The following is a 22,854-nucleotide window of genomic DNA, read 5'->3' as shown; positions in this document are numbered from 1 at the left end:
CTCCATGCAGGGCCTTTCCCCCACCTCGGCCGGCGTGGCGTTCCTGGCCCGCCCGGGGCGTCCGGCCGTGGTCGCGCGCACCCTCACCGAGCTGACCGGCCCGAGTCACGGCCTGGTCGAGCTGCCGCTCCGGTTGATGTGGAACACCGAGCGCACCTTCGACCTCGGCGACCCGGACGACCTGCTCTGGATGTACGAGAACGTCCTGCGCGAGACCACCCGCTGCGAGGACCTGCGGCAGCTCATCAACGGCCGGACGCTGCGGCTGGTCTGGCGCCGGCTCAACCTCCCCCGGGGCGTCCGGCAGGCGTGGGAGAGCCGGCACCGCTGTCTGCGTACCGCGTGAGCACCACCCACCTCAACGAGTTCTACCGAGAGGTCGCCCGGGTGGCCCTCGCCGCGGCCGGTCCGCACCGGTTCGTGCTCGGCGGCGGGGTCGCCTGGGCGGCACACGGGCTGGTCACCCGACCCACCGAGGACGTCGACCTGTTCGCCGACGTCGAAGGTGCGGCGGCTGCTGCGGCGGCGGAGGTCCGCACCGCGCTGGAGCGGGCCGGCTTCGCAGTGGCCGACGCCGACCCGGACAGCGAGCTGGCCGACCTGTTCGCCGGATTCGACCAGGACCTGAAGGACTTCGTGGTCACCCGGGACGGGCGGCAGCTCCGGCTGACCCTGGCCCGCCTCGACCGGTACCGCAGCCCCGTGGTCATGGACCTGGGACCGGTGATGGACGTCCGTGACCTGGTGGCGAGCAAGACGGCGGCGTTGGTCAACCGCCGGGAGGTACGGGACTACATCGACGTCGCCGCCGCGCTGGACCACTACCCGGTGGCGGAACTGCTGGAGCTGGCCCGGCAGCTCGACCCGGCGTTGGACCCGGAGGACGTGGCCGCCGCCGGCCGCTACCTGGACCGGCTGCCCGAGCGACGGTTCGCCCGGTACGGGCTGGACGCCGACCAGGTCCGCCGGCTGCGGGAACGCCTCGCCGGGTGGCCGCGCTGAACCCGCCCGGCCACCCGGCTACGCACCGTCAGCTGATGGGCTTGCCGCCGGTGACGCCGAGCACCTCGCCGGTGATGAAGCTCGACTCCTGCGAGGCGAAGAAGACGAACGCCGGGGCCAGCTCCGCCGGCTGTCCGGCCCGGCCCATCGGGGTGTCCTCGCCGAACGACTCGACCTTCTTCTCCGGCATGGTGGCCGGGATCAACGGGGTCCAGATCGGGCCGGGCGCCACCGCGTTCACCCGGATGCCCTGGTCGGCGAGGTCCTCGGCGAGCGCCTTGGTGAAGTTCGCGATCCCCGCCTTGGTCGTCGCGTAGTCCAGCAGCTGCGGCGACGGCTGGTACGCCTGGATCGACGACGTGTTGATGATCGCCCCGCCCTCCGGCAGGTGCGGCACGGCGGCCTTGCAGAGCCAGAACATCGCGTACAGGTTCGTCTTGAGCACCCGGTCGAACTGCTCGCTGCTGATCCCGAGGATGCCCTTGTCCTGGGCCATCTGGTAGGCGGCGTTGTTCACCAGGATGTCGAGGCCACCGAGGTCGGACAGCGCCCGGTCGACCAGCGACTGGCAGGCCGCCTCGTCGGTGATGTCACCCCGCACGGCGACGCCGCGCCGGCCGGCCTTCTCGACCAGCCGGACCGTGTCACGGGCGTCCGCGTCCTCCTCCTCGCCGAGGTAGGAGATGAGCACGTCGGCGCCCTCCCGGGCGAAGGCGATGGCGACCGCACGGCCGATACCCGAGTCACCGCCGGTGATCAGCGCTCGCTTGCCCTCCAGCCGGCCACTCCCCCGGTACGACTCCTCGCCGTGGTCGGGCTTCGGTCGCATCTCGCCCGTCGTGCCCGGCGGGGACTGCTGCTGTTCGGGCTGGCCCTGCGCGTACTGCTGGGTCGGGTCCTGCTGGGTGTACTGGTTCTCGCTCACTGCCGTCTCCTCGCGCTCACCGGGCGGGTCCTGTTCTGCCCCTACCCGGCGGCAGCGTCCGGAAACAGCGGGCGTGTCCCGGCGCCCTGTCCCAGCTACCCGGCGTCGAGCACCCTGCACCGGCCCTCATCGGCTATCCGGCGGATGACGTCCCCACCCACCAGCCGGCCACCGGCGGCACCACGGGCCGTATCTCGGGCGATGCAGGTTTCCACCGGCACGTCCCGCAGGTCGACCGCCACCAGGTGCGCCTCGGCCTGCTCGGCGAGCCGCCGCCACTCCTCCACCGACGCGTCCGGCAAGTTCGTGTCGTCAGCGATCACACTCAGGCCCGCGCGCAGCAGCGCGAGCACCTGCGCTTTCTGCGCGGTGGTCACCGCATCCTCCTGCCACCGCACACCGACCCTGTGGCCGTGGGCCATGGCCCGCAGGTCATCGCGGTTCACGCGGAAGCGGCGCTCGGGATCCTCGGCCACCCACCGCTTGGCGTAGGTGGTCTTACCGGAGCCGGGCAGGCCACGGGTGATAACAAGGGCGGGCATCATTCCTCCTTGTCGGGTATCCGGCGAACGGCTTCCGGTCATCGGTAAGCCAGGGAGCGACGTGGAACTCCGTACCGCAACCACGAACTCCCACCTGACTCACGTCCGGGAGGGCCTCGTGGTTCACGAGACCGTCGAGTGACGTCTTTCACCACCGCCACCCTGCCTCTGCCGTTGCCCTCTGCCGCCGATGCGAGGCCGGCCAGTCGAGGTGCGACAGCGGCCGGGACGCCGGTCAGCCCGCCCGAGCCGGGGTAGCCGGAAGGCGGTCCAGCAGGGCCAGCGCGGCCCGCACCGGCGCCCGGGACAGGGTCTCGTCGAAGCTGGCCCGCCCCTGACAGAAGCGGACGAACATCCCCCAGCCGGGCGGGGTGGCCAGCAGCGCGTGGAACACCTCCGGACGGCGGGCGAAGACGTCCAGCAGCCGGTGGCCGGCGCGCATCGACGGCACCAGGTCGGCGTGCACCGCGCGCACGTACCCGTCGAGGTCTCCGGCGGCCACCGCCGCGCCGGCCAGCGCGCCGGAGCGCAGCGCGTAGCTGATGCCCTCGCGGCTCCAGGGCTCCAGCAGGCCGGCGGCGTCCCCGGCGACCAGCACCCGGCCCCGCCGCAGCGGCGCGTCGTCGGCGCGGCAGCGGGTCAGGTGGCCCGAGTCGTGTGCCGGTTCCACCCCGCTCAGGCCGAGCCGCTCGACGAACGACCGCAGGTAGGCGCGGGTCCGCTCCCCCTCGCCCCGGGCCGCGATGACACCGACGGTCAGGCGGTCGCCCTTCGGGAACACCCAGGCGTACGACCCGGGGATCGGCCCCCAGTCGAGCAGGACCCGACCCCGCCAGCGCTCCTGCTCCACGGGCGACACCGGCAGTTCCCGTTCCAACCCCAGGTCGACCTGCCGGTGCCGGACACCCACGTGGCGGGCGGTGACGCCGGAGGAGCCGTCCGCGCCGACCGCGTACCGGGCGGTGACCGTGTCGCCGTCGGCCAGCCGCAGGCGGACCGCGTCCGGGTCCTGCTTCACGGCGCGCACCGGCGCGCGTTCCCGTACCTCGGCGCCGGCGTCGGTCGCGGCCCGGCGCAGCCGCAGGTCGAACTCCTCCCGGCGGACCATCGTGACCAGCGGCGCGGTGTGCCGTCGGGTGAACTCCCGCCGGCCGTCGCGGGTGAAGGTGACCCGGTCGACCCGGTCGTCGGCGGGCACGTCGATCCGGTCGGTGACCGTGGCGAGCGAGGTGCCGATCAGTCCGCCACCGCAGGTCTTGTAGCGGGGATGGGCAGCCCGCTCGACGACCAGGGTCCGCAGGCCGGCGCGAGCGGCGGCGTACGCGGCGGAAAGCCCGGCCGGGCCGGCTCCGATGACAGCACAGTCCCAGACGGTCACGCCAGGCAGCCTAGGGCACGGCCGGCCCGGAGCCGGCGCAGGAACCGCCCGGACGGGTGGGCATCGTCGCCGGTGAGGCGGGTAACCGGCGCTGGGCACACCCGCCCCGTGCGGGGCGGCGGTCGAAGGAGGACGTCATGCAGCAGGTCCCGCTCTCGGAGCTGGAGGAACGGGTCTACCAGGCGGTCTACGCGCTGGAGGCGCGGGGACAGGTGCCGTATCCGGCGGTCATCGCCGAGGAGTCCGGACTGACCGAGGAGGAGATCGTCGCACCGCTGCGGATGCTGTCGGAGAAGAACCTGCTGCACCGGGAGGACTCGCCGATGGCCGGGCTCGACTTCGGGCCCCGCTGGTGCGCGCGGCAGATGGCGTGACGAAGGCGAGGGCTGTTTGCGCCGACCGGAGCCGGGTAGCGGTCGGGGGTGCGTGATCATCCCTCGTCGGGGCCCGGTGTGAACCGGTCGCCGTCCCCTCCACGCGGCGAGGAACGCCGCCGGTGGCAGGCGCTCGCGGTCGGGCTGGTCGCGGCGTTCATGACCCTGCTCGACGTCAGCATCGTCAACGTCGCCGTCCCGTCGATCGACCGGACGCTCGGCGCGAGCCCCAGCGACCTCCAGTGGGTCCTCTCCGGGTACGCGCTGACGTTCGGGCTGGTCCTGGTGCCGGCGGGCCGGCTCGGGGACGCCCGGGGCCGACGCAACGCCTTCGTCGTCGGCATCGCGCTGTTCACACTGACCAGCGCGCTGGCCGGGCTCGCCCCCTCGCCGACCTGGCTGATCGCTGCCCGGTTGTTGCAGGGAGCCGCCGCCGGCCTGGTCAACCCGCAGGTCACCGGGCTGATCCAGGAGTTGTTCCACGGTCCCGAGCGGGGCCGGCCGTTCGGCCTGCTCGGCGCGACGATCGGAATCTCCACCGCGATCGGCCCGTTGCTGGGTGGGCTACTCATCGCCGTCGGCGGTGAGGAGCACGGCTGGCGGTGGGTGTTCTTCGTCAACGTGCCGGTGGGGATCGCCGCCGTGGTGCTGGGTTGGCGGCTGCTGCCGGCACCCGTCCGGCGGGAGGGCACCGGAGCACGGCAGCTCGACCCGGTGGGCGTTCTGCTGCTCGGCGTCGGGGTGGTGCTGGTGCTGCTGCCGCTGGTGCAGCGGGAACAGTGGCAGGGCCTGAGCCGGTGGCTGCTGGTGGTCGCCGGGCTCGCCACGCTGGGTGCGTTCGGGTTCTGGGAACGCTGGTACGCCCGACGCGGTGAACCCCTGTTCGACCTGGAGTTGTTCCGGCTGCGCTCGTACGCCCTCGGGTCGGTGATCGCGCTGGTCTACTTCGGCGGCTTCACGGCGCTGTTCTTCGTCTTCACGCTCTTCCTACAGAACGGGCTCGGCTACTCCGCGCTGCTGGCCGGTCTGGCGATCACGCCGTTCGCGTTGGGGTCGGCCGCCGCGTCCGCGTTCGGCGGCCGGGTCGTCAACCGGTACGGACGCCCGCTGGTCACGGTCGGCCTGCTCACCGTCGTCGTCGGGCTGGGTGCGGTCGTGCTCGCCCTGCGGTTCCTGCCGGACGTCCCGGCTCCCCTGGCGACGGCGCTGCCGTTGCTGGTCGCGGGGATCGGCAGCGGACTGGTGATCACACCGAACCAGACCCTCACCCTCGCCGAGGTGCCGGTACGGGAAGCCGGCAGCGCCGCCGGCATGCTCCAGACCGGGCAGCGGATCGGCTCAGCGGCCGGCATCGCCGCCGTCGGCGCGGCGTTCTTCTCCGCCCTGAGCGACACCGACGGAGACTGGTCGGTGGCGTTCCGGGACTCGCTTCTGCTCGCCGTCGGCGTCATCTCGCTGGCCCTTGTCGCCGCGCTGCTCGACGTGCACCGACACCGGCGGACCGGACGCTGACCTCGGGTGGGGACGCGTGTGGGCCGGCACCCCGGGTTCGGGGTGCCGGCCCACGACGTGTGATCAGGGTCAGCTGTTCCAGTGCTCGGCGACCAGGTCGGCGGCCTGCTTCTCCCACTGCGCGTAGTGGTCGGGGTACGCCGACACCTGCACCGTCTGCGCGGCCCGGGTCAGCGGCATGTCCTTCCAACCCTCGACCTGCTTCAGGCCCTTCAGGAACGCCGTCGTCGAGTACTCCGGGTCGGTGATCTGCTCGACCGTGCCCCAACCCGACGACGGACGCTGCTGGAACAGGCCCTGCGAGTCGTGGTCGTTGCGGTCACCCAGATGACCCAGGTTCTCCAGCTTCGACTCCTGCAGACTCGTCGCGATCGCGACCACGGCAGCCCGCTCGTCCATCCCGGCCTTCTTCGTCGCCGCGACGATCGCCTTCACGTTCGCCGTCTGCTCGGCGTCCAGCGGAATCCGCGACTGCCCGCCCGGCACACCATTCGGCATCAGCTTCCCGGCATCCGGCTTCTCCGCCTGCACCACGGCCACAGGGGTGGCCGGGGCAGCCTGGGCGGGGCCGTCCAGCACGGTGCCGACCGGACCACCGACCACACCACCGGCGAACGCCAGACCAGCCACACCGAGAACAGTCTTACGCAGCATCGTGTTCATGGGGGAACTCCAATCGGGGGATCGACACCCCGGCGTAGGGGACACCGGGCACACGAGCACCGTCAGGCACCCGAACAAAAGTCAGAAGGGGATCACTCGCACCGGCGGAAGGCCCTCACGCTGCCCGTCCACGCCGGCGAACCATGTACAACGACCCGCCACCCGCCGGCATTCCACCGACCAGGCCCGCGCACCCCACCCACCAGCAGGGCGCCTTCCTCGGCCGTCGACCCGGTACAACCACCGGCCCACCCCCACCATTCCCCGACCGCCAACCCGACCAAAGCGACCCCGACACCCGCCACAAACGGGCACAGACCGGGCAGGCGCTCCCGAGGGGCGGCGCCCCCGGGGGATGTCGTTCCCGCCAGACGACGCAAACGGGAACCCACGCCAAAAAATAGACGAACGTTGACGCCAGGGGCAGCGGAGTCGAGGGGGTGGCCAGTAGGACATAGACCATGACGAACACCCTCGACCGCCGTACGCTGCTGCGCGTCGCCGGTGCCACCACCGGTACCGCCGTCCTCGCCGGCGCGGTGCTGGCCACGACGGCTCCCGCCCACGCGGCCGGTGGCGCCTTCCGGCACGGGGTCGCCTCCGGTGACCCGCTCCCCGACGGCATCCTGCTCTGGACCCGGCTAACCCCCACCGACGAGGCCCTACCGGGCTCCGGGAAGGGACCGGACGTGCAGGTGTCCTGGCAGGTCGCCGCCGACCCGGACTTCCAGGACACGACGGCCGAGGGCGTGACATCCACCGGGCCGGTGCGGGACCACACGGTCAAGGTGGAGGTGACCGGTCTGGCCCCGGCCACCACCTACTGGTACCGGTTCGGATACGGCGGCACCTGGTCGACGGTCGGTCGCACGACGACCGCGCCCCCGCCGGACGCGGCCGTGGACCGGCTGCGGCTGGGCGTCGTCTCCTGCGCGAACTGGGAGGCCGGCTGGTTCTCCGCATACCGGCACCTGGCCGCCCGGGACGACCTGAACCTGGTGGTCCACCTCGGGGACTACCTGTACGAGTACGGTACGGGCCAGTTCGACGCGGGCGGCACGGTGGTCCGCCCGGTGCAGCCGGCACACGAGACGCTCACCCTCGCCGACTACCGGATCCGGCACGCCCTCTACAAGACCGACCCGGACCTCCAGGCCCTGCACGCCGCGGTGCCCTGGGTGATCACCTGGGACGACCACGAGGTCGCCAACGACCAGTGGTCCGGTGGGGCGGAGAACCACACCCCGGGCACGGAGGGGGACTACACGACACGGCTGGCCGCCGCGCGGCAGGCGTACTTCGAGTGGATGCCGGTGCGGGCCGGCGCGGACGGGGCCATCCACCGGCGGCTGCGGTTCGGGCAGCTCGCCGAGCTGTCCATGCTGGACCTGCGGTCGTACCGGTCGCGGCAGGCCTCCGGCACGGCGGTGGACGACCCGGCGCGCACGATCACCGGGGACGCGCAGATGGCCTGGTTGAAGGCGGGCCTGGCCGGTTCGACGGCCCGTTGGAAGCTGGTCGGCAACCCGGTGATGATGGCCCGGCTCAACCTGGGCGCGCTGCCGGCCTGGTTGCTCGGCCCGCTGCGCGAGCTGCTCGGCATCCCCGAGAACGGCGCGGCGCTCAACCCGGACCAGTGGGACGGCTACAACGCCGACCGCAACGAGCTGGTCGACCACCTGCGGGCCACCGGCACGCGGGACGTGGTGTTCCTGACCGGCGACATCCACTTCTCCTGGGCGAACGAGGTGACCACCCGGTCGACCGCGCTGTCCGGGCCGGCCGCCGCCGAGTTCGTCGTCCCCTCGGTCACCAGCGACAACGTCAACGACTTCCTGGGCCTGCCGGCGAACAACGCGCTCAGCGCGCTCGGGGCGACCCTGATCCGCTCGACCAATCCGCACGTGCGGTGGACGGAGTTGGACGGCCACGGCTACGGCGTCGTGGAGGTGACCCCGCAGCACTGCCGGATGGACTGGTACCACCTGTCCGAGCGGACCGACCCCACCAGCGGCAGCGCCTGGGTGGCGGGCTGGTCGGTGGCGACCGGGTCGGCCCGGCTGCGTCAGGAGTACGGCCCACTGCCCTGAGGACACGTCCGGCCGGGCCCCTCGGGTGAGGGGCCCGGCCGGACCGGGGGGTGTCAGGTCACCAGACCCGCTGGACGACCTCCGCGGCCTGCTCCTCCCACTGCGCGTACGCGAACGGGTAGGCCGAGACCTGCACGGTCTGCGCGGCCACGGTCAGCGGGGCCTCCTGCCAACCACGGACGTCCTTGAGCGCCTCGAAGAACGCGGTCGAGGCGTACTCGGGGTCGGTGATCTGCTCGGGCGATCCCCAGCCGGTCGACGGACGCTGCTGGAACAGTCCCTGCGAGTCGTGGTCGTTGACCGCACCGAGGTGGCCGAGGTTGTAGAGCTTCGACTCCTGCAATGCGGTGGCGACGCCGATCACGGCGCCCCGTTCGCCGACGCCGGTCTCCTTGGCGGTCTCGACGATGGCTCTGGCGTTGGCGAGCTGCGCGTCGTCGAGCGTGATGCGCGACTGCGCGCCCTGCACGCCGTGCGGGACGAGGCGGTCGACGTCGGGCTTCTGGGACGGCTCGTCCGGTTCCGCCGCGTCGGCGCGGACGGTCTCCGTCGGGGTGACGGCGTCCGTGCTCTCCGGGGCACGGTTCTTGCCGGTGGCCAGGTCGATGGCGGCCACCGCGTCCGGGTGCGGGCCGCCGGTCAGCGGGCCGGGGTACGCGGCCGGGGCGAGAGCCAGGCCACCCAGTGCGACCACACCGGCGAGGGTGAGGGCTGTCCTGCGGTTCGAGGTCTTCGCGATGGCGGGGAGCCATCGAGTGAAGTGCGACTTCACGATGGTTGCCCTTTCGATCGGTGGACGTGCCGGACGGGGGTCCTGCCGTACCCGACGGGGTTTGGATCCAGGGGTACGGGGGACAACCAGCTTGCGGTGTCCGTCATTCCGGAATTGTCGCCTGGGTGGTCGGCTGCGGGCCGCGTCACGCCGTCGAACCGGACATCAGGTGCGGGGTTACCACACCACTCAGTACGCCTCACCGAACCGCACGACGACGTGCCAGAGTTGCTTGAGGTGCTGGAGGGTCACCGCTGCCGGTCCCCGGTCGGCCCACTGCCCGGGTTCGGTGACCACCGACGCGGCGGCCCGGCCGATCAACGCCGCGTCGACGGGTGCGCCCGGCCGGCCGAACCGGTCGAGCACCCGGGCGGCCAACGGCGGGATCGCCGGTCCCCGGAACTCCGGGTCGACCCGGTCGACGGGCAGGGCGAACCCTCGGTGCCAGTACAGCGGGAACCCGTACCGGCGGGCGAGACCCGCCAGCGTCGCCCCGCACGCGGTGCCCTGGAAGGACGGGTCGGCCACCAGCGCCTCGACATCGCGGCCCAGGTCGACACCGCCGTGGACCTGGGCCTCGACGTAGTCGTCGAGGGACCGGGCCGGCTCCCCCGGCGTCCAGCCGACCCGATGGCGACGAGCGAGCAGGGTCCGCAGCAGGGTGACGCTGTCCATGCCGGCCATCCCGAGGCAGCCGCCCCGCTCGTCGGTGTCGTGCAGCAGCGCGGCGAGCACCGGCTCGAAGGCGTCGGTCGTGCCGACCACCGTCGGACCCAGATGGCTGTCGCCGAAGCAGAACGTGGTCCGGGCGAGCACCGTGGGACGCAGCCGCAGGTGGCACGAGCCGAAACGGGGGCAGGCTCCCTCCGGGTGCCCGAGCAGGTCGAGACCGCCGTAGATCGGTCGCTCGGCGAGGCGTACCCCGGTGGCCTGGTACGCGCCGCCGAAGAGCGCCGCCTCCCAACGGTCCCGGTCGCCGCCCGGGTACGCGGTCAACCCGCCGTTGGAGATGCCGGTCTCGAACTGGCTGCGGTAGACGCCCTCCTCGGTCAGCGCCTCGGCCACGCTCCGGCCGTCGGCCAACAGCCGGTCGGGGTGGAAGTTCACCGTCAGCCCACCGCCCTCGGCGATCGCCTCGATCACCTGTGCCGGCTCCCCGGGCACGTCACAGCCGGCCAGCACGCGGGCGATCGAGGTCAGGACGGCGGGTCGGTCGCGCCGGGCGACCGCGCGGACGTGGTCCAGCGCCGCGCGTTGCGCGCGGGTCAGCGGCGCGTACGCCGCAGCCGCCCCGGCCGTCCGGGAGGAGGAAACATCCACGCCGCCGAGTATCTGCAACGCACCCGCCACCCCGCCCCCGGTTTTCCGCCCGCGCCTCCCCACCCCGCCGCGCTGGGGTGTGCGGCGCGGGCTGGGGTGGTAGCAGGGGACCCTTGTTACCGCTTTTTGCGTAACAAGGGTCCCCTGCTACCAAAAAACCCTCAACCGGAGGGGTTCAGTGGCCGCGGGCGAGCCACTCGGGCAGGTGGGGGGCCTCGGCGCCGATGCTGGTGCTGTCGCCGTGGCCGGTGTGCACGGTCGTCTCCGGCGGGAGGGTCAGCAGCCGGTCCCGGATCGAGTCGATGATCGTGCCGAAGTCGCTGAACGACCGCCCGGTCGCCCCGGGACCACCGGCGAAGAGGGTGTCGCCGGTGAAGACCGCCGTGAGGTCGGGAGCGTGGAAACTGCACGCGCCCGGGCTGTGGCCGGGGGTGTGCAGCACGCGCAGGGTGGTGCCGGCGACCTCGACCGTGTCGCCGTCGCGCAGTTCACCGCCGGGCGGCACGTCCGGATGGACCATGTCCCAGAGCACCCGGTCGGCGGGGTGCAGCAGGACCGGCGCGCCCGTCGCCCGGCTCAGCTCCGGGGCCACCCGGACGTGGTCGTCGTGGGCGTGGGTGGCCAGGATCGCCCGGACCCGTCGCCCGGCGACGGTCCGCAGGATCGCCTCGACGTCGTGCGGGGCGTCGAGCACGACGCACTCGCTGTCGTCGCCGACCACCCAGACGTTGTTGTCCACGTCGAAGGTCTGGCCGTCGAGGGAGAACGTGCCGCTGGTGACGGCGTGGTCGATCCGGGCCGCCATCAGAGGACCACCACCGAGCGGAGCACGTCGCCGGCGTGCATCCGGCCGAAGGCCGCCTCGACCTGGTCCAGGCCGATCTCCTCGGTGACGAACGCGTCGAGGTCGAGCCGCCCCTGGAGGTAGAGCTCGGTCAGCAGCGGGAAGTCCCGGCTGGGCAGGCAGTCGCCGTACCAGCTCGACTTGAGGGCCCCGCCCCGGCCGAAGACGTCCAGCAGCGGCAGCTCGACGGTCATCTCGGGAGTGGGCACCCCGACCAGCACGACCGTGCCGGCGAGGTCGCGGGCGTAGAAGGCCTGCTTCCAGGTCTCCGGGCGGCCCACCGCGTCGATCACCACGTCGGCACCGAAGCCGCCGGTGACCGCCCGGATCGCCTCGACCGGGTCCTCGGCGGAGGCGTCGACGGTGTGCGTGGCCCCGAACTTCCGGGCCCAGTCGAGCTTGCGGGGGTCGCGGTCGACGGCGACGATCGTCGTCGCGCCGGCCAGCACCGCACCGGCGACCGCCGCGTCGCCGACGCCGCCGCAGCCGATCACCGCGACCGAGTCACCCCGGCCGACCCCGCCGGTGTTCATCGCCGCGCCGAGCCCGGCCATCACGCCGCAGCCGAGCAGGCCCACGGCGGCCGGCCGGGCCGCCGGGTCGACCTTCGTGCACTGTCCGGCGTGGACCAGGGTCTTCTCGGCGAACGCGCCGATGCCCAGCGCCGGGGTGAGTTCGGTGCCGTCGGTGAGGGTCATCTTGCGGCTCGCGTTGTGGGTGTTGAAGCAGTACCACGGGCGGCCCCGGCGGCAGGCGCGGCAGTCGCCGCAGACCGCCCGCCAGTTGAGCACCACGAAGTCGCCGGGGGCGACCCCGGTGACCCCCTCCCCCACCTGTTCGACGATGCCGGCGGCCTCGTGACCAAGCAGGAACGGGAAGTCGTCGTTGATGCCACCCTCCCGGTAGTGCAGGTCGGTGTGGCACACCCCGCAGGACTGGACGCGGACGACGGCCTCCCCGGGCCCCGGATCCGGCACGACGATCGTGGCGACCTCGACCGGTGCGCCCTTGCGTCGGGAGATCACTCCCCGCACTTCCTGGCTCACGCTCTCCCCCTCGTTCTCCGTCGCGCCGCCGCGCCACGGGTTCGTGGATCATGTCCACCTGGCAACCTACTCCGGTGTCCCCGCCCCGGCCCAGAACACCCGGGAACGGCCCCGGACGAGCCGACGGGCAGGGGCGCCACCGGCCGGTCAGCCGGGGGTGGTCCAGAAGTCGGCGACCACGCGGCTGAACTCCTCGGCGCACTCCACCTGCGGCAGGTGGCCGCAGCCGGTGAAGAGGTGGGTTCGGGCGTGGGGCAGTCGGGCACGGGCCGCCGTGAGGTGCGTGACGGGCAGGATCAGGTCCCGGTCGCCCCAGGTGACCAGGACGGGCAGCGGCAGCGCGGCCACCGCGTCCAGCAGGTCGGCCCGCCACTGCGGGTGGACGCCGCGCAGCCCGCCGAGGCTGCGCAGGGTCTCCAGCATCACCCGGGCGGCGTGCGGCTCGCGCGCCATGGCGAGCGCGTGCGCGACCCGGGCCTCGGTGGCGTGGACCGGGTCGTGGAACAGCGACCGGGTCACCCGGCGGGCGGTGAGCCGGTTCGGCCGCAGCAGCACCCGCCCGAGCGGGCGGATGGCCAGGATCCGCAGCGCGAGGGCCACCTCCCGGCCGAAGCCGGCGCTGTTGACCAGCACCAGGCTGGACACCCGGGCCGGGTCGCGGACCGCGAGCTGCATGGCGACGGCCCCGCCGAGGGAGTTGCCGGCCAGGTGCGCCGGGCCGGCGATCCCGACCGCGTCGCAGAACCCCGCCACCGCGTCGGCCAGCGCCGGCAGGGTGTGCGGTACGGACAGCGGCGCGCTGTGGCCGTAGCCGGGAAGGTCGAGGGAGTGGACCCGGAACCGGTCGCGGAGCAGGTGGTGTTGCTCGGTCCAGTCGTCGAGGCTGCGGCTGATGCCGTGCAGCAGCACCACCGGCGGCCCGGCCCCGTCGACCCGGTAGCGGACCCGACGGCCGGCGACGGTGAGCCAGGTGGCGGTCATGCCCGCTCCCGCCGGGGCGCGGCGGAACGCCGGTCGCCGAGGGCGAGCAGCCGGCCGTAGGAGGCGGGCAGGATCCGGGCCATCAGGTCGGGCAGGGTCGCCGACCAGCCGATCAGCACCCGGCCCCGGCGGCGGCGCACGCCGTCGAGGATGACCTCGGCGGCCCGGGCCGGGTCGATGGTGAGCAGCTTCTCGAACCGGCGGCGGCCGGCCTCGTACTCGTCGGGGTCGACGCCGCTGCCGATGCGGGCGCTGGCGGCGATGCGGGTGCGGATGCCGCCCGGGTGCACGCAGGTGACGCCGACGCCGTCGGGGCCCAGTTCGTGCCGCAGCGCCTCGGTGAAGCCCCGGACGGCGAACTTGCTGGCCGAGTAGGCGGCCTGGCCCGGCGGGGCGATCAGGCCGAAGAGGCTGGAGATGTTGACCAGGTGCGAACCGGGTTCGGCCTTCAGGGTGGGCAGCAGCGCGTGGGTCAACTGCACCACCGCGCGGAAGTTGATGTCGATCACCCAGGAGAACTCCTCCAGGGTCACCTCGTCGAACCGGCCGCCCAGGGCGACACCGGCGTTGTTGACCAGCAGACGGATGCCCGGGTACGCGGCGCGTACCGTCTCGGCGACCCGCGCGGTGGCCCCGGCGTCGGCCAGGTCGACCACGTGGGTGTCGACCCGGAGGGCGGGGTGCGCGGCCCGCACGGCGGCGGCCACCTCGGCGAGCCGGTCGCCGTCCCGGTCGAGCAGGACGAGGTGGCTGCCCCGGCGGGCCAGGCCGTGGGCGAGGGCCGCGCCGATGCCCCCGGCCGCACCGGTGACCACCGCGGTGCCGTCGGTGAAGACCAGGTCACGCACGGGACGCTCCCCCGGCGGCGACCGGCGCGGTGGCCCGCGAGAAGCGCACCCCGTCGTCGACCGGGCCGTGCCGCATCGTCACCACGTCCCGGGGATAGTTCTGGTGCAGCCGCCACGGCGCGGCGGGACCCTGCTTGGGCAGCGCGTCGACGCTGCGCAGCACGTAGCCGGAGCGCAGGTCGATGATGGGTTCCAGCCGGTCGGTGTCCGGGGCGAGCGGGGTGCAGACCTGGTGACCGCGCCGGTCCATGTGGCGCAGCAGCCGGCAGACGTACCCGGCGACGAGATCGGCCTTGAGCGTCCAGGAGGCGTTGGTGTAGCCGAGGGTCATCGCGAAGTTCGGCACGCCGGAGAGCATCATGCCCTTGTAGGCGACGGTGCGGGCCAGGTCGACCCGGTCGCCGTCGACGGTCAGCTCGATGCCGCCGACGGCGAGCAAATTAAGCCCGGTGGCGGTGACGATCACGTCGGCCGGCAGGTCACGGCCGGAGGCCAGGCGGATGCCGGTCGCGGTGAACGTCTCGACCGTGTCGGTGACCACCTCGGCGCGGCCGGACCGGACGGCGGCGAAGAGGTCACCGTCGGGGACCACGCAGAGCCGCTGGTCCCAGGGGTCGTACCGGGGCGAGAAGTGCCGGTCGACGTCGTAGCCGGCGGGCAGTTGACGGCGCACGCCGCGCCGCAGCACGGACCGGGCCAGCCGGGGGGCGCGGCGGCTGAACTGGAACATCGCTGTAGAGGCCAGGACGTTCTTCCAGCGCACCAGCGAGTAGGCGAGGTGGGCGGGCAGCCGGCGGCGCAGCGCGTCGGCGAGCCGGTCCCGCGACGGCAGCGAGACCACGTATCCGGGTGAGCGTTGCAGCATGGTGACGTGGGCGGCGCGGTCGGCCAGCGCCGGGACGAGGGTGACCGCGGTGGCGCCACTGCCGACCACCACCACCCGCTGGCCGGTGGGGTCGAGGTCGTCGGGCCAGTGCTGGGGGTGCACGATCCGGCCGGTGAACTCCCCGGCGCCCGGGAAGTGCGGGGTCCATCCCTCGTCGTAGCGGTAGTAGCCGGCGCACGCGTAGAGGAAACGGCAGGTGAGGACGACCGTCTCGGCGGTGTCGGCGCGGTGCGCCCGGACCGTCCAGCGGGCGTCGGCGCTGGACCACTCGGCGGACACCACGCGGTGCCGGAACCGGATCAGCGCGTCGACGCCGTACTCGCGGGCGGTCTCGCGGACGTACCGGCGGATCGAGTCGCCGTCGGCGATGGCCCTCGGATCGGTCCACGGGCGGAACGAGTACCCGAGGGTGAACATGTCGGAGTCGGAGCGGACGCCGGGGTAGCGGAAGAGGTCCCAGGTGCCCCCGATGGCGTCGCGGCCCTCAAGGATCGCCACGGTCTTCTCGGGGAGGGCGCGGCGCAGGTGGCAGGCGGCCCCGACGCCGGAGAGGCCGGCACCGACGATGAGCACGTCGACGTGGTCCACTGCCATGCCCGCTCCGTTCACGAGACGTGACCACCGGTCGACGGACCGGCACTACCGGACAGTAACCAGCACGGTCGACCGGGTCAACGGCGAACGGACACGACCCGTCACCGTACGGTGATGGACCGTGGTCGACGCGGTCAGGCGCTCTCGCCCGGCGCGAGGCGGCGGTAGCGCCCGCCCAGCGTCTCGCCGAACCATCCGTCGACGCTGGCCATGCCGCGCTCGTTGAGCTGGGCGTCGTGGATCGGGAAGATCCGCTCCGGGGCCACCGCGTGGGCGAAGTCGATCGCCTCGGTGAGTTTCAGCCACGACGCCTGCGCCGGTACGAGCAGGGTCTCCACCGGGACGTCCGGGACGTGCAGCGAGTCGCCCGGGTGGTAGAGGCGGTCGTCGACCAGGTAGCCGAGGTTGGCGCAGTCGGGTTGTCCGTCGTGGATGGTGGCGTGCCGGCCGCCGTGGGCGGTCACCGTGAACCCGGCGGCGGTGAAGCGTTCCCCGGACTCGACCCGGGTCACCGGCAGCGGGGCGAGGTCGCCCAGGTGGGCCTGCGCCGGCACGTGCACCGGGACACCGAGCCCGGCCAGCCGGAGCACGTCGATGTGGTCGGTGTGCTCGTGGGTGACCAGGACGGCGTCCGCGCCGGCCAGGGCGCGCGGTTCGCTCCAGGTGCCCGGGTCGATGACCAGCACCCGCCCCTCGTGTTCGAGGCGGACGCAGGCGTGGGTGAACTTGGTGACCTTCACCGGGGCACCGTACGCGGGCCCGCCCGGCCCCGGCGTCCCGGCCGGGTCACGCGACGGGCCGGCACGGCGCGACGCCGGCCGGCGGGTCGGCCGACGGTGGCCCGTCCGCAAACGGCCGGTACGCCGCGCGGGACGACCGGGTCCGGGCATGATCGGGGCATGGACGCAGGACCGGCCCGGGGACACCGACGGGTGCCGCACACCGCCGACGTACGGGTGGAGGCGTGGGCGCCGACCCGGGAGGGGTGTCTGGCCGAGGCGGTCGCCGCCCTGGTGGAGAGCTTCGCCGACCCCGGTGGGGCCGCGCCGACCGGCACCGCCGGGTTCGACGTGCCGCCGGGGAGCGACGAGGACCTGCTGGTGGCCGTCCTCGACGAGGTCGTCTTCCGCCTGGAGACCGAGGGGACGTTGCCGGTGGAGGTCGAGGTGACCGACGCCGGCGACGGTGGCCTACGGGTGCGGTGGCGGACGGTGGCCACCGACGACGTGGAGCTGGTCGGCGCGGTGCCGAAGGCGGTGTCGCTGCACGGGCTGCGGTTCGACCGGGTGTCGGCGGGCTGGTCCTGCGCGGTGACCATGGACGTGTGACGGTCCGGGCCCGCCGGCCGCCGGGTGGCCGGCGGGTCGACCGTCGACCACGACGACCGGAAGGACGGGGGCCGGCGGGCGGGTCAGCCCTTGACCACGCCGAGCGGCACCAGCCGGGCCACCCGGCGGCACAGGCCGGCTCCCTCGGCGGCGTCGACCACCGCCGTGACGTCCTTGTACGCCTCCGGCATCTCCTCGGCCAGGCCACGCCAGGAGGTGCCGCGCACCGCGACGCCCCGGGCCGCCAGGTCACGGCGCAGGTCCTGGCCCCGGACCGTCTTCGTGGCCTCCTTCCGGCTGCGCACCCGGCCCGCGCCGTGGCAGGTGGAGGCGAACGCCGGCGCGCCGGCCACCCCGGTCAGCACGTACGAGGGGGTGCCCATCGAGCCGGGGATCAACACCGGCTGCCCCACCGGGCGCAGGTCGGCGGGAAGGTCCGGGTGTCCGGGCGGGAACGCCCGGGTGGCCCCCTTGCGGTGCACGCAGAGCCGGCGGGTCGCCCCGTCGACCGGATGATCCTCGATCTTGGCGAGGTTGTGCGAGACGTCGTAGACCAGGTCGAGGCGAGCACCGGCGACCCGCGTGAAGACCCGACGGGCGGCCTCGGCGAGCAGCTGACGGTTGGCGCGGGCGTAGTTCGCCGCGGCGGCCATCGCCCCCAGGTACGCCCGACCCGCCGGGGAGTCCACCGGGGCGCACGCCAGCTGACGGTCCGGCACCTCGATGCCGTAACCGGGCATGACCTGCTCCATCGACCGGACGTGGTCGGTGCAGACCTGGTGGCCCAGGCCCCGCGAGCCACTGTGCACCATCACGCAGACCTGGCCGGTCCGCAGTCCGAACGCCGTGGCCACCGGCTCGTCGTACACCTCGTCGACCGCCTGCACCTCCAGGAAGTGGTTGCCGGAACCGAGGCTGCCCACCTGACCCTGCCCCCGCTGCACCGCCCGGTCGCTGACCTGGGCCGGGTCGGCGTCGCCGACCGCTCCGTGGTCCTCGCAGCGCGCCAGGTCCGCCTCGACGCCGTGGCCCCGCTCGACGGCGTACCGGGAGCCGCCCCGCAGCACGGCGTCCAGTTCGGCACGGTCGCCGAGGTGCCACACCGCGCCCCGGCCCATCCCCCGGGGAACGGCCGCGTCCAGGCCGTCCAGCAGCGCCTCCCGGAGCCGGGGGAACTCGTCGCGGGAGAGGTCGGCGGCGAGCAGCCGTACCCCGCAGGAGATGTCGAAGCCCACGCCGCCCGGGGAGACCACCCCGCCGGCGGCCACGTCGGTGGCCGCGACGCCCCCGATGGGGAAGCCGTACCCCCAGTGCACGTCGGGCATGGCGTAGGCGGCGCCGACGATGCCGGGCAGGGTGGCGACGTTCGCCACCTGCTCCAGGGACCGGTCCTCGCCGAGGTCGGGCAGGAGCGCCCGCGCGGCGAAGACCACGCCGGGCACCCGCATCGGACCGTGCCGGTCGATCCGGAACCGGTACGCCGACTCCTCCACCAGTTCCACGCCGCGGGCTACCCCGCCCGGGGCCGGCTACACCTGGGCGGCGGCGCCCGGTGGGGCACCGGTCGCGGCGAGCCGTCCCACGGCGATCCGGTCCGGTTGGCCGGTCTTGGTGATCAGGCTCGCCACGTGCTTCTCCACGGTCCGCGCGGACAGGTGCAGCCGGTCGGCGATCTCCCGGTTGCTGAGCCGGCCGGCGAGCAGGAGGAGCACCTCGTACTCCCGGGGTGTCACGCCGGCGGCGCGCAGCACGCCGGGGATCTCCTCGACGCCGGCGCGGCGCTGCAACGGGCGGGAGCCGGCCCGGCGCAGCAGGCTCCGGCAGGCGGCGGCGACCGCCGGCACGTCGGTGCGGTGGAAGTGGTCCTCGGCGGCGCGCAGCCACTCGACCGGCTCGCCCCAGCCGTCGGTCAGGGCGGCCTCGCCGACGAGGCGGAGGCCGAGGTGCCCGGCCACCGGGTACGGCGCGGCGACCCGTACCGCCTCCCGCACCGCGTCCGTCGCCTCGTCCGCGCGGCCGGCGCGGCCGTGCCGGACCGCGTGGGCGAAGAGCCGGAACTGCTGGTTCCAGCGGAGGCGGCCGGGCGGGTCGTCGGCCGGCGCGGCGGGCGGGTCGTCGGTGTCGGTCACCGTGCGCAGCAGCAGGTCCAGCCCGTGCCGGCCGGCGAGGGGGCATACCGTCGGATGGTCCCGGTCGGCCCGCGCGGCGCGTGTGGACTCGTGCAGCGCCCGGGGACGGTCCTCGCGCAGCAGGGCGGCGAAGAGCCGGATCAGTCCGTGCGTCCAGGGGGCGTACCGGTCGGCGTCGCCGCCGTGGCGGCGGAACCCGATGAGCGCGTCGGTCATCGCCCGGTGGCGTCCCCGGTGGGCGGCGGCGGTGGCGCGCAGCAGCAGGGCGTGGCGGGCGGCGCGTGGCGACCGGTGGCGGGTGGCGGCGGCGAGCACCCGCTCGGTGAGCAGGTCGGCGGCGGTGAACCGGCCCTGGAGGACGGCGTGCAGGGCGAGTCGCGTCTCCGCCTCGTGGCGGGCGTGCAGCGCGCCGACGCGGGCCGCTGTGCGGTGGGCCCGTTCCAGCCGGTTCAGGTCGCCGGTGCGCAGCGCGTCGTCGTCGCCGAGCCGGACCAGGGAGTGGATCTCCCAGACCGGAGCGGGCTGCCGGACCGCGACCGACCAGGCCCGGTTCAGGTGGTCGGTGGCCTCGGCCGGGTCCCGGGGTCGGGTCAGCTCGCCGAGCAGGAGGTCGGCCCGCCAGGCGACGGCCGGCAGGCCGGCGGCGCGGGCCACCGTCTCGACCCGCCGGGCGGCGGCCTCGGCCTCGGCGACCCGGTCCGGTCCGCCGCCGCAGGCCGTCAGGTGGGCGGCGACGACGTCGACCGGGGCGGTGTCCGGCTCGGTGGCGTCGGGGCCGAGCAGCGCGCGGGCCAACTCGACGTGGCGCCGGGCGTCGCCGGCCAGACCGGCGGTGGTCGCCGCCCAGGCGAGCGCGGTGTGCAGGCGGGCCCGGTGCCGCGGATCGAGTCGGTCGGCGAGGTCGCCGAGCGCGGCGGCGTGACCGAGCGCGCGGCCGGCGGCCCCGGCCTCGGTCAGCGCGTTGATCAGGGACTCCAGCACGGTCGCGCGGTGGGCGGCCTCGGCGTCGGCGAGCAGGTCGCCGGCCCGTTGGAGCAGCTCCACGGCCTCCTCGGCGGCGCCCCGGTCGACGGCGCGCCGCCCCGCCTCGGCGAGGAGACGGCCGGCGGCGGCCGGGTCGCCCGCCCGGAGCCACAGGTCGGCGGCTGTCCGGACGTGGGGGCCGGGTAGTCCCCGGTGGACAACCGTCACCGCGTCGGCGGCCCGTCGGGCGAGCCGACGCCGCGCGGCCGGGTCCAGGCGGGCGAGCAGCGCGCCGCCGAGCACCGGGTGGACGAAACGGTACCGGTCCGGCTCCGGACCGTCCGGTCGGACGAACCGGGCGGCTGTGGCGTCTGCCAGGTCCTCGTGCACCTCCCGTTCGGGCCGGCCGGTGGCCTGGCACAGGACGGCGACCAGGAAGACCGGCCCGAGGGTCGCCCCCAGCGACAGCAGTTCCCGCCGAGCCGGGGCGAGCCGGTCGACCGGGCGGGTCAGGGTGGGCAGGGCCGCCGGGTCGTCGACCCGCTCACGTCCGACCCGCCACCCGGTGGGGGTGGGCCGCAGCACGCCGGCGTCGACCAGCTCACCGAGGGTGTCCTCGGCGACGCCCGGGTTGCCGCCGCTGCCCGCCCAGAGCAGGTCGATCGCGGGTTGCGGCAGTTCGTCGGGGTGCGTGTCCAGCCGGACGCCGGCCAGCCGGCGCAGGTCGTCCGGGTCGAGTGGGCCCAGCGGCACGAGGCGGCAGGCGCCGCGCCGGGCGGCGGCGCGGACCAGGTCCAGCGCCGGTCCGGCGTCGGCGCGGAGGGTGCCGAGCAGCGTGGTCGGCTGCCGGCCGACGTTGTCGACGAGGTAGTCGAGCACGGCCAGGGTGGGGTCGTCGGCGTCGTGCAGGTCCTCCAGCACGAGCAGACAGCCCCGGTCCCGGCCGGCCAGCCCGGTGAGGCGGAGCACCCCTTCGGCGAGGGCCAGCAGGTCGTGGTCGGACGGCTGCGGCCCGGGCGGGTCGCCGACGGCCCAGTCCGGCACCAGCCGGGCCAACGCCGACCGGTACGGCCCCAGCACGGCGAGGTCGGCCGGGGGGAGAACGGCGGTCACCGAGAGCAGCGCCTCGCGCAGCGGTCGCAGCGGGATGGCCGGGCCGACCGCGCCGCAGCGACCGTGCAGCACCCTCGTCCCGGTGGCGGACGCGAGGTCGCGGGTCGCGGCGGCCAGCCGGGACTTGCCGATGCCCGGTTCGCCGACCAGGAACACCGCCCGACCGTCTCCGTCGCGGGTGGAGGTCAGGGTCCGGGCCAGGGTGCGCACCTCGTCGGTGCGGCCCACCAGCCGCGTCACCCCCATCGGCATGAATAGAAAGATATCAATCTTGAGGGGGTGGGTCCACGGGGTCCGGAGGGCAACCCGCCGTCGACGAGCGGATGCCGAGAGTGCCCGGGGCCCGACGATGGGTAGCGACCACCCAGATTGTCCGCCCCGGCGCACGGATCCGCCGGTGACCGCCCCGAGGCCGGACCAGCAGCGATTTCGGTGCGCCCCGACCGGGTTCGGCACCCCCGACGCCCCGCCCGGTCCCCCGACCGGCACCGGGAGGGGACGAAATATGGGTGGCCGGCTGCCCTGCCACCGCCCCCGACGAGCGATGAAGCTCACGGGCAGGACGTAGCGACCGCCCACCGGTCCCCACGATCCCGATCGGCTCGATCGACCCGAGGGGGCGGACCACGGTGACCGGAAACCCACCCGACCGCCGACACCCGGTTCCCGTCCGCCCGCATCCCACCGTCGCGCCGGACGGCGGCCACGACGGACCGGCCGGCTCACCCGGCACCGCACGGAGGCGCTCATGACCCTGCTGCGACCGGACGACCTCGACGCCGACGAGGTGGCGTACCGGATCTTCCAGGTCACCCGGGACCGGACCCCCTGGCGTATCGAGGACGTGCTCCGGGAGGGACGGTTCAGCGACGACCCGGCACGTGCCGAACGCGCCTGGCGGGTCGCCTCCGCCGGCTACTACGCCGAACAGGCCGGGCTGGTGGCCGCGGCGACGCTCGCCGCCGAGACCGAGGACGCGCCGCTACGGTTCAGCCTGGCTCTCGCCACCGCCGACGAGGCCCGGCACGCCGACGCCTTCTACCGGTACGCCAAGCTGGTCGGCGGTGAACCGGCCGACGCCCAGGAGACGATGCAGCCCCTCGACGACGGGCTGACCAGCCTGCCGTACATGGGACGGGCCCTGGTGCACACCATGCTGGAGGGGCTGGCGGCCGACGAGTTCATCCTGCTCGGCGAGGTCTTCGCGGGCGACCCGCTGGGGCGGCTGTACCACCACGTCCGCCGCGACGAGATCCGGCACATCGCGATCGGGCTGAACTTCCTGGCCCGGGAGACCCGCACCCCCCGGGGACGCGAGGAGTGGGCGGAACACGCCCAGGAGTGGCACGACATCGGCATCGGACTGACCGGCCTGAACGAGGTCGCGGTCGCCCTTGCCACCCACACCGGCCGGGAGCCCGCGAGCGTCCAGGCCTGGTTCCACCGGCGGCACCGGGCCCGGCTCGCCGCCGCCGGCATCCACATCGAGTTCCAGGAAGGGAGGTGATCTCCATGAAGATCACCGTCGTCAAGGTGAAGACGTC

The 22,854-nt window shown here is 74.2% G+C and carries 21 protein-coding genes; 7 read left to right on the top strand and 14 right to left on the bottom strand.

Annotation, left to right across the window (positions count from 1 at the left end; translation table 11 throughout):
- The first annotated feature begins 4 nt into the window (after positions 1-4).
- Both GA0070618_RS25545 and GA0070618_RS25540 read left to right on the top strand, forming a co-directional pair.
- The gene (locus GA0070618_RS25545; protein WP_088985832.1) at positions 5-346 is read left to right on the top strand and encodes a hypothetical protein; all 342 of its coding nucleotides are present in this window, start codon (positions 5-7) and stop codon (positions 344-346) included.
- A complete protein-coding gene (locus GA0070618_RS25540) occupies positions 343-1,002 on the top strand; it encodes a nucleotidyl transferase AbiEii/AbiGii toxin family protein (RefSeq protein ID WP_231931454.1) in 660 nt (219 codons plus the stop codon). The genes GA0070618_RS25545 and GA0070618_RS25540 overlap by 4 nt, the downstream gene beginning before the upstream one ends.
- Before the next feature lie 28 nt (positions 1,003-1,030).
- Here GA0070618_RS25540 and GA0070618_RS25535 read toward each other — a convergent pair whose 3' ends face one another.
- From GA0070618_RS25535 to GA0070618_RS25525, 3 genes are all read right to left on the bottom strand, one after another.
- Entirely contained in the window at positions 1,031-1,927 is an 897-nt protein-coding gene (locus GA0070618_RS25535) for a glucose 1-dehydrogenase (protein ID WP_088983894.1), read from the bottom strand.
- 95 nt (positions 1,928-2,022) lie between these two features.
- Entirely contained in the window at positions 2,023-2,472 is a 450-nt protein-coding gene (locus GA0070618_RS25530; RefSeq protein WP_157749013.1) for an AAA family ATPase, read from the bottom strand.
- A 232-nt stretch (positions 2,473-2,704) separates the two neighbouring features.
- On the bottom strand, positions 2,705-3,847 hold the full coding sequence (locus tag GA0070618_RS25525) for a geranylgeranyl reductase family protein (protein ID WP_088983892.1): 1,143 nt from the start codon (positions 3,845-3,847) through the stop codon (positions 2,705-2,707).
- Between the two features lie 137 nt (positions 3,848-3,984).
- On the opposite strand from GA0070618_RS25525, the gene GA0070618_RS25520 reads away from it, so the two are divergent.
- On the top strand, positions 3,985-4,221 hold the full coding sequence (locus GA0070618_RS25520) for a hypothetical protein (RefSeq protein WP_088985831.1): 237 nt from the start codon (positions 3,985-3,987) through the stop codon (positions 4,219-4,221).
- A gap of 48 nt (positions 4,222-4,269) precedes the next feature.
- Complete coding sequence (locus tag GA0070618_RS25515) at positions 4,270-5,733, top strand: MFS transporter (RefSeq protein WP_414467534.1); 1,464 nt, start codon at positions 4,270-4,272, stop codon at positions 5,731-5,733.
- Positions 5,734-5,802: 69 nt separating this feature from the next.
- Here the strand turns inward: GA0070618_RS25515 and GA0070618_RS25510 are convergent, their stop codons facing one another.
- Positions 5,803-6,396 carry a hypothetical protein gene (locus GA0070618_RS25510; RefSeq protein WP_088982380.1) on the bottom strand — a complete coding sequence of 198 codons (594 nt, stop codon included), beginning with the start codon at positions 6,394-6,396 and terminating at the stop codon, positions 5,803-5,805.
- A 461-nt stretch (positions 6,397-6,857) separates the two neighbouring features.
- On the opposite strand from GA0070618_RS25510, the gene GA0070618_RS25505 reads away from it, so the two are divergent.
- On the top strand, positions 6,858-8,486 hold the full coding sequence (locus GA0070618_RS25505) for an alkaline phosphatase D family protein (protein WP_088983891.1): 1,629 nt from the start codon (positions 6,858-6,860) through the stop codon (positions 8,484-8,486).
- A gap of 58 nt (positions 8,487-8,544) precedes the next feature.
- Here the strand turns inward: GA0070618_RS25505 and GA0070618_RS25500 are convergent, their stop codons facing one another.
- From GA0070618_RS25500 to GA0070618_RS25465, 8 genes are all read right to left on the bottom strand, one after another.
- Positions 8,545-9,258 (bottom strand): hypothetical protein, encoded by a 714-nt coding sequence (locus tag GA0070618_RS25500; protein WP_088983890.1) that lies wholly within the window; start codon positions 9,256-9,258, stop codon positions 8,545-8,547.
- Positions 9,259-9,447: 189 nt separating this feature from the next.
- On the bottom strand, positions 9,448-10,578 hold the full coding sequence (locus GA0070618_RS25495; protein WP_088985829.1) for a DUF3626 domain-containing protein: 1,131 nt from the start codon (positions 10,576-10,578) through the stop codon (positions 9,448-9,450).
- A 175-nt stretch (positions 10,579-10,753) separates the two neighbouring features.
- Entirely contained in the window at positions 10,754-11,383 is a 630-nt protein-coding gene (locus GA0070618_RS25490; RefSeq protein ID WP_088983889.1) for an MBL fold metallo-hydrolase, read from the bottom strand.
- Entirely contained in the window at positions 11,383-12,468 is a 1,086-nt protein-coding gene (locus GA0070618_RS25485; protein ID WP_088983888.1) for an S-(hydroxymethyl)mycothiol dehydrogenase, read from the bottom strand. The genes GA0070618_RS25490 and GA0070618_RS25485 overlap by 1 nt, the downstream gene beginning before the upstream one ends.
- Before the next feature lie 147 nt (positions 12,469-12,615).
- Complete coding sequence (locus GA0070618_RS25480) at positions 12,616-13,449, bottom strand: alpha/beta fold hydrolase (protein ID WP_088983887.1); 834 nt, start codon at positions 13,447-13,449, stop codon at positions 12,616-12,618.
- Complete coding sequence (locus GA0070618_RS25475) at positions 13,446-14,297, bottom strand: SDR family NAD(P)-dependent oxidoreductase (RefSeq protein ID WP_088983886.1); 852 nt, start codon at positions 14,295-14,297, stop codon at positions 13,446-13,448. Before GA0070618_RS25475 ends, GA0070618_RS25480 begins: the two co-directional genes overlap by 4 nt.
- A complete protein-coding gene (locus GA0070618_RS25470; RefSeq protein ID WP_088983885.1) occupies positions 14,290-15,777 on the bottom strand; it encodes a flavin-containing monooxygenase in 1,488 nt (495 codons plus the stop codon). Before GA0070618_RS25470 ends, GA0070618_RS25475 begins: the two co-directional genes overlap by 8 nt.
- Positions 15,778-15,911: 134 nt before the next feature.
- The gene (locus GA0070618_RS25465) at positions 15,912-16,517 is read right to left on the bottom strand and encodes an MBL fold metallo-hydrolase (protein WP_088983884.1); all 606 of its coding nucleotides are present in this window, start codon (positions 16,515-16,517) and stop codon (positions 15,912-15,914) included.
- Between the two features lie 159 nt (positions 16,518-16,676).
- Between GA0070618_RS25465 and GA0070618_RS25460 the strand changes: the two genes are divergently transcribed.
- Positions 16,677-17,105 (top strand): archease, encoded by a 429-nt coding sequence (locus GA0070618_RS25460; protein WP_088983883.1) that lies wholly within the window; start codon positions 16,677-16,679, stop codon positions 17,103-17,105.
- Positions 17,106-17,188: 83 nt separating this feature from the next.
- Here the strand turns inward: GA0070618_RS25460 and GA0070618_RS25455 are convergent, their stop codons facing one another.
- Together GA0070618_RS25455 and GA0070618_RS25450 are read right to left on the bottom strand one after the other, a co-directional pair.
- A complete protein-coding gene (locus tag GA0070618_RS25455; RefSeq protein WP_088983882.1) occupies positions 17,189-18,607 on the bottom strand; it encodes an RtcB family protein in 1,419 nt (472 codons plus the stop codon).
- 27 nt (positions 18,608-18,634) lie between these two features.
- Positions 18,635-21,562, bottom strand: a complete 2,928-nt coding sequence (locus tag GA0070618_RS25450; RefSeq protein ID WP_088983881.1) for an ATP-binding protein — start codon at positions 21,560-21,562, stop codon at positions 18,635-18,637.
- A 496-nt stretch (positions 21,563-22,058) separates the two neighbouring features.
- Between GA0070618_RS25450 and GA0070618_RS25445 the strand changes: the two genes are divergently transcribed.
- Positions 22,059-22,817 (top strand): ferritin-like domain-containing protein, encoded by a 759-nt coding sequence (locus GA0070618_RS25445; protein ID WP_088983880.1) that lies wholly within the window; start codon positions 22,059-22,061, stop codon positions 22,815-22,817.
- Positions 22,818-22,854: the final 37 nt, after the last annotated feature.

This window comes from Micromonospora echinospora, from assembly GCF_900091495.1.
In the GTDB taxonomy this organism is placed as follows: domain Bacteria; phylum Actinomycetota; class Actinomycetes; order Mycobacteriales; family Micromonosporaceae; genus Micromonospora; species Micromonospora echinospora.
Note: the sequence above shows the minus strand (reverse complement) of the source record. Positions and strands in the feature narration are given on the sequence as shown.

Coding starts and splice junctions, on each gene's coding strand:
- GA0070618_RS25545 (WP_088985832.1), top strand. CDS start 5: ATGCAGGGCCTTTCCCCCACCTCGGCCGGCGTGGCGTTCCTGGCCCGC.
- GA0070618_RS25530 (WP_157749013.1), bottom strand. CDS start 2,472: ATGATGCCCGCCCTTGTTATCACCCGTGGCCTGCCCGGCTCCGGTAAG.
- GA0070618_RS25520 (WP_088985831.1), top strand. CDS start 3,985: ATGCAGCAGGTCCCGCTCTCGGAGCTGGAGGAACGGGTCTACCAGGCG.
- GA0070618_RS25510 (WP_088982380.1), bottom strand. CDS start 6,396: ATGAACACGATGCTGCGTAAGACTGTTCTCGGTGTGGCTGGTCTGGCG.
- GA0070618_RS25505 (WP_088983891.1), top strand. CDS start 6,858: ATGACGAACACCCTCGACCGCCGTACGCTGCTGCGCGTCGCCGGTGCC.
- GA0070618_RS25490 (WP_088983889.1), bottom strand. CDS start 11,383: ATGGCGGCCCGGATCGACCACGCCGTCACCAGCGGCACGTTCTCCCTC.
- GA0070618_RS25480 (WP_088983887.1), bottom strand. CDS start 13,449: ATGACCGCCACCTGGCTCACCGTCGCCGGCCGTCGGGTCCGCTACCGG.
- GA0070618_RS25470 (WP_088983885.1), bottom strand. CDS start 15,777: ATGGCAGTGGACCACGTCGACGTGCTCATCGTCGGTGCCGGCCTCTCC.
- GA0070618_RS25460 (WP_088983883.1), top strand. CDS start 16,677: ATGGACGCAGGACCGGCCCGGGGACACCGACGGGTGCCGCACACCGCC.
- GA0070618_RS25450 (WP_088983881.1), bottom strand. CDS start 21,562: ATGCCGATGGGGGTGACGCGGCTGGTGGGCCGCACCGACGAGGTGCGC.
- GA0070618_RS25445 (WP_088983880.1), top strand. CDS start 22,059: ATGACCCTGCTGCGACCGGACGACCTCGACGCCGACGAGGTGGCGTAC.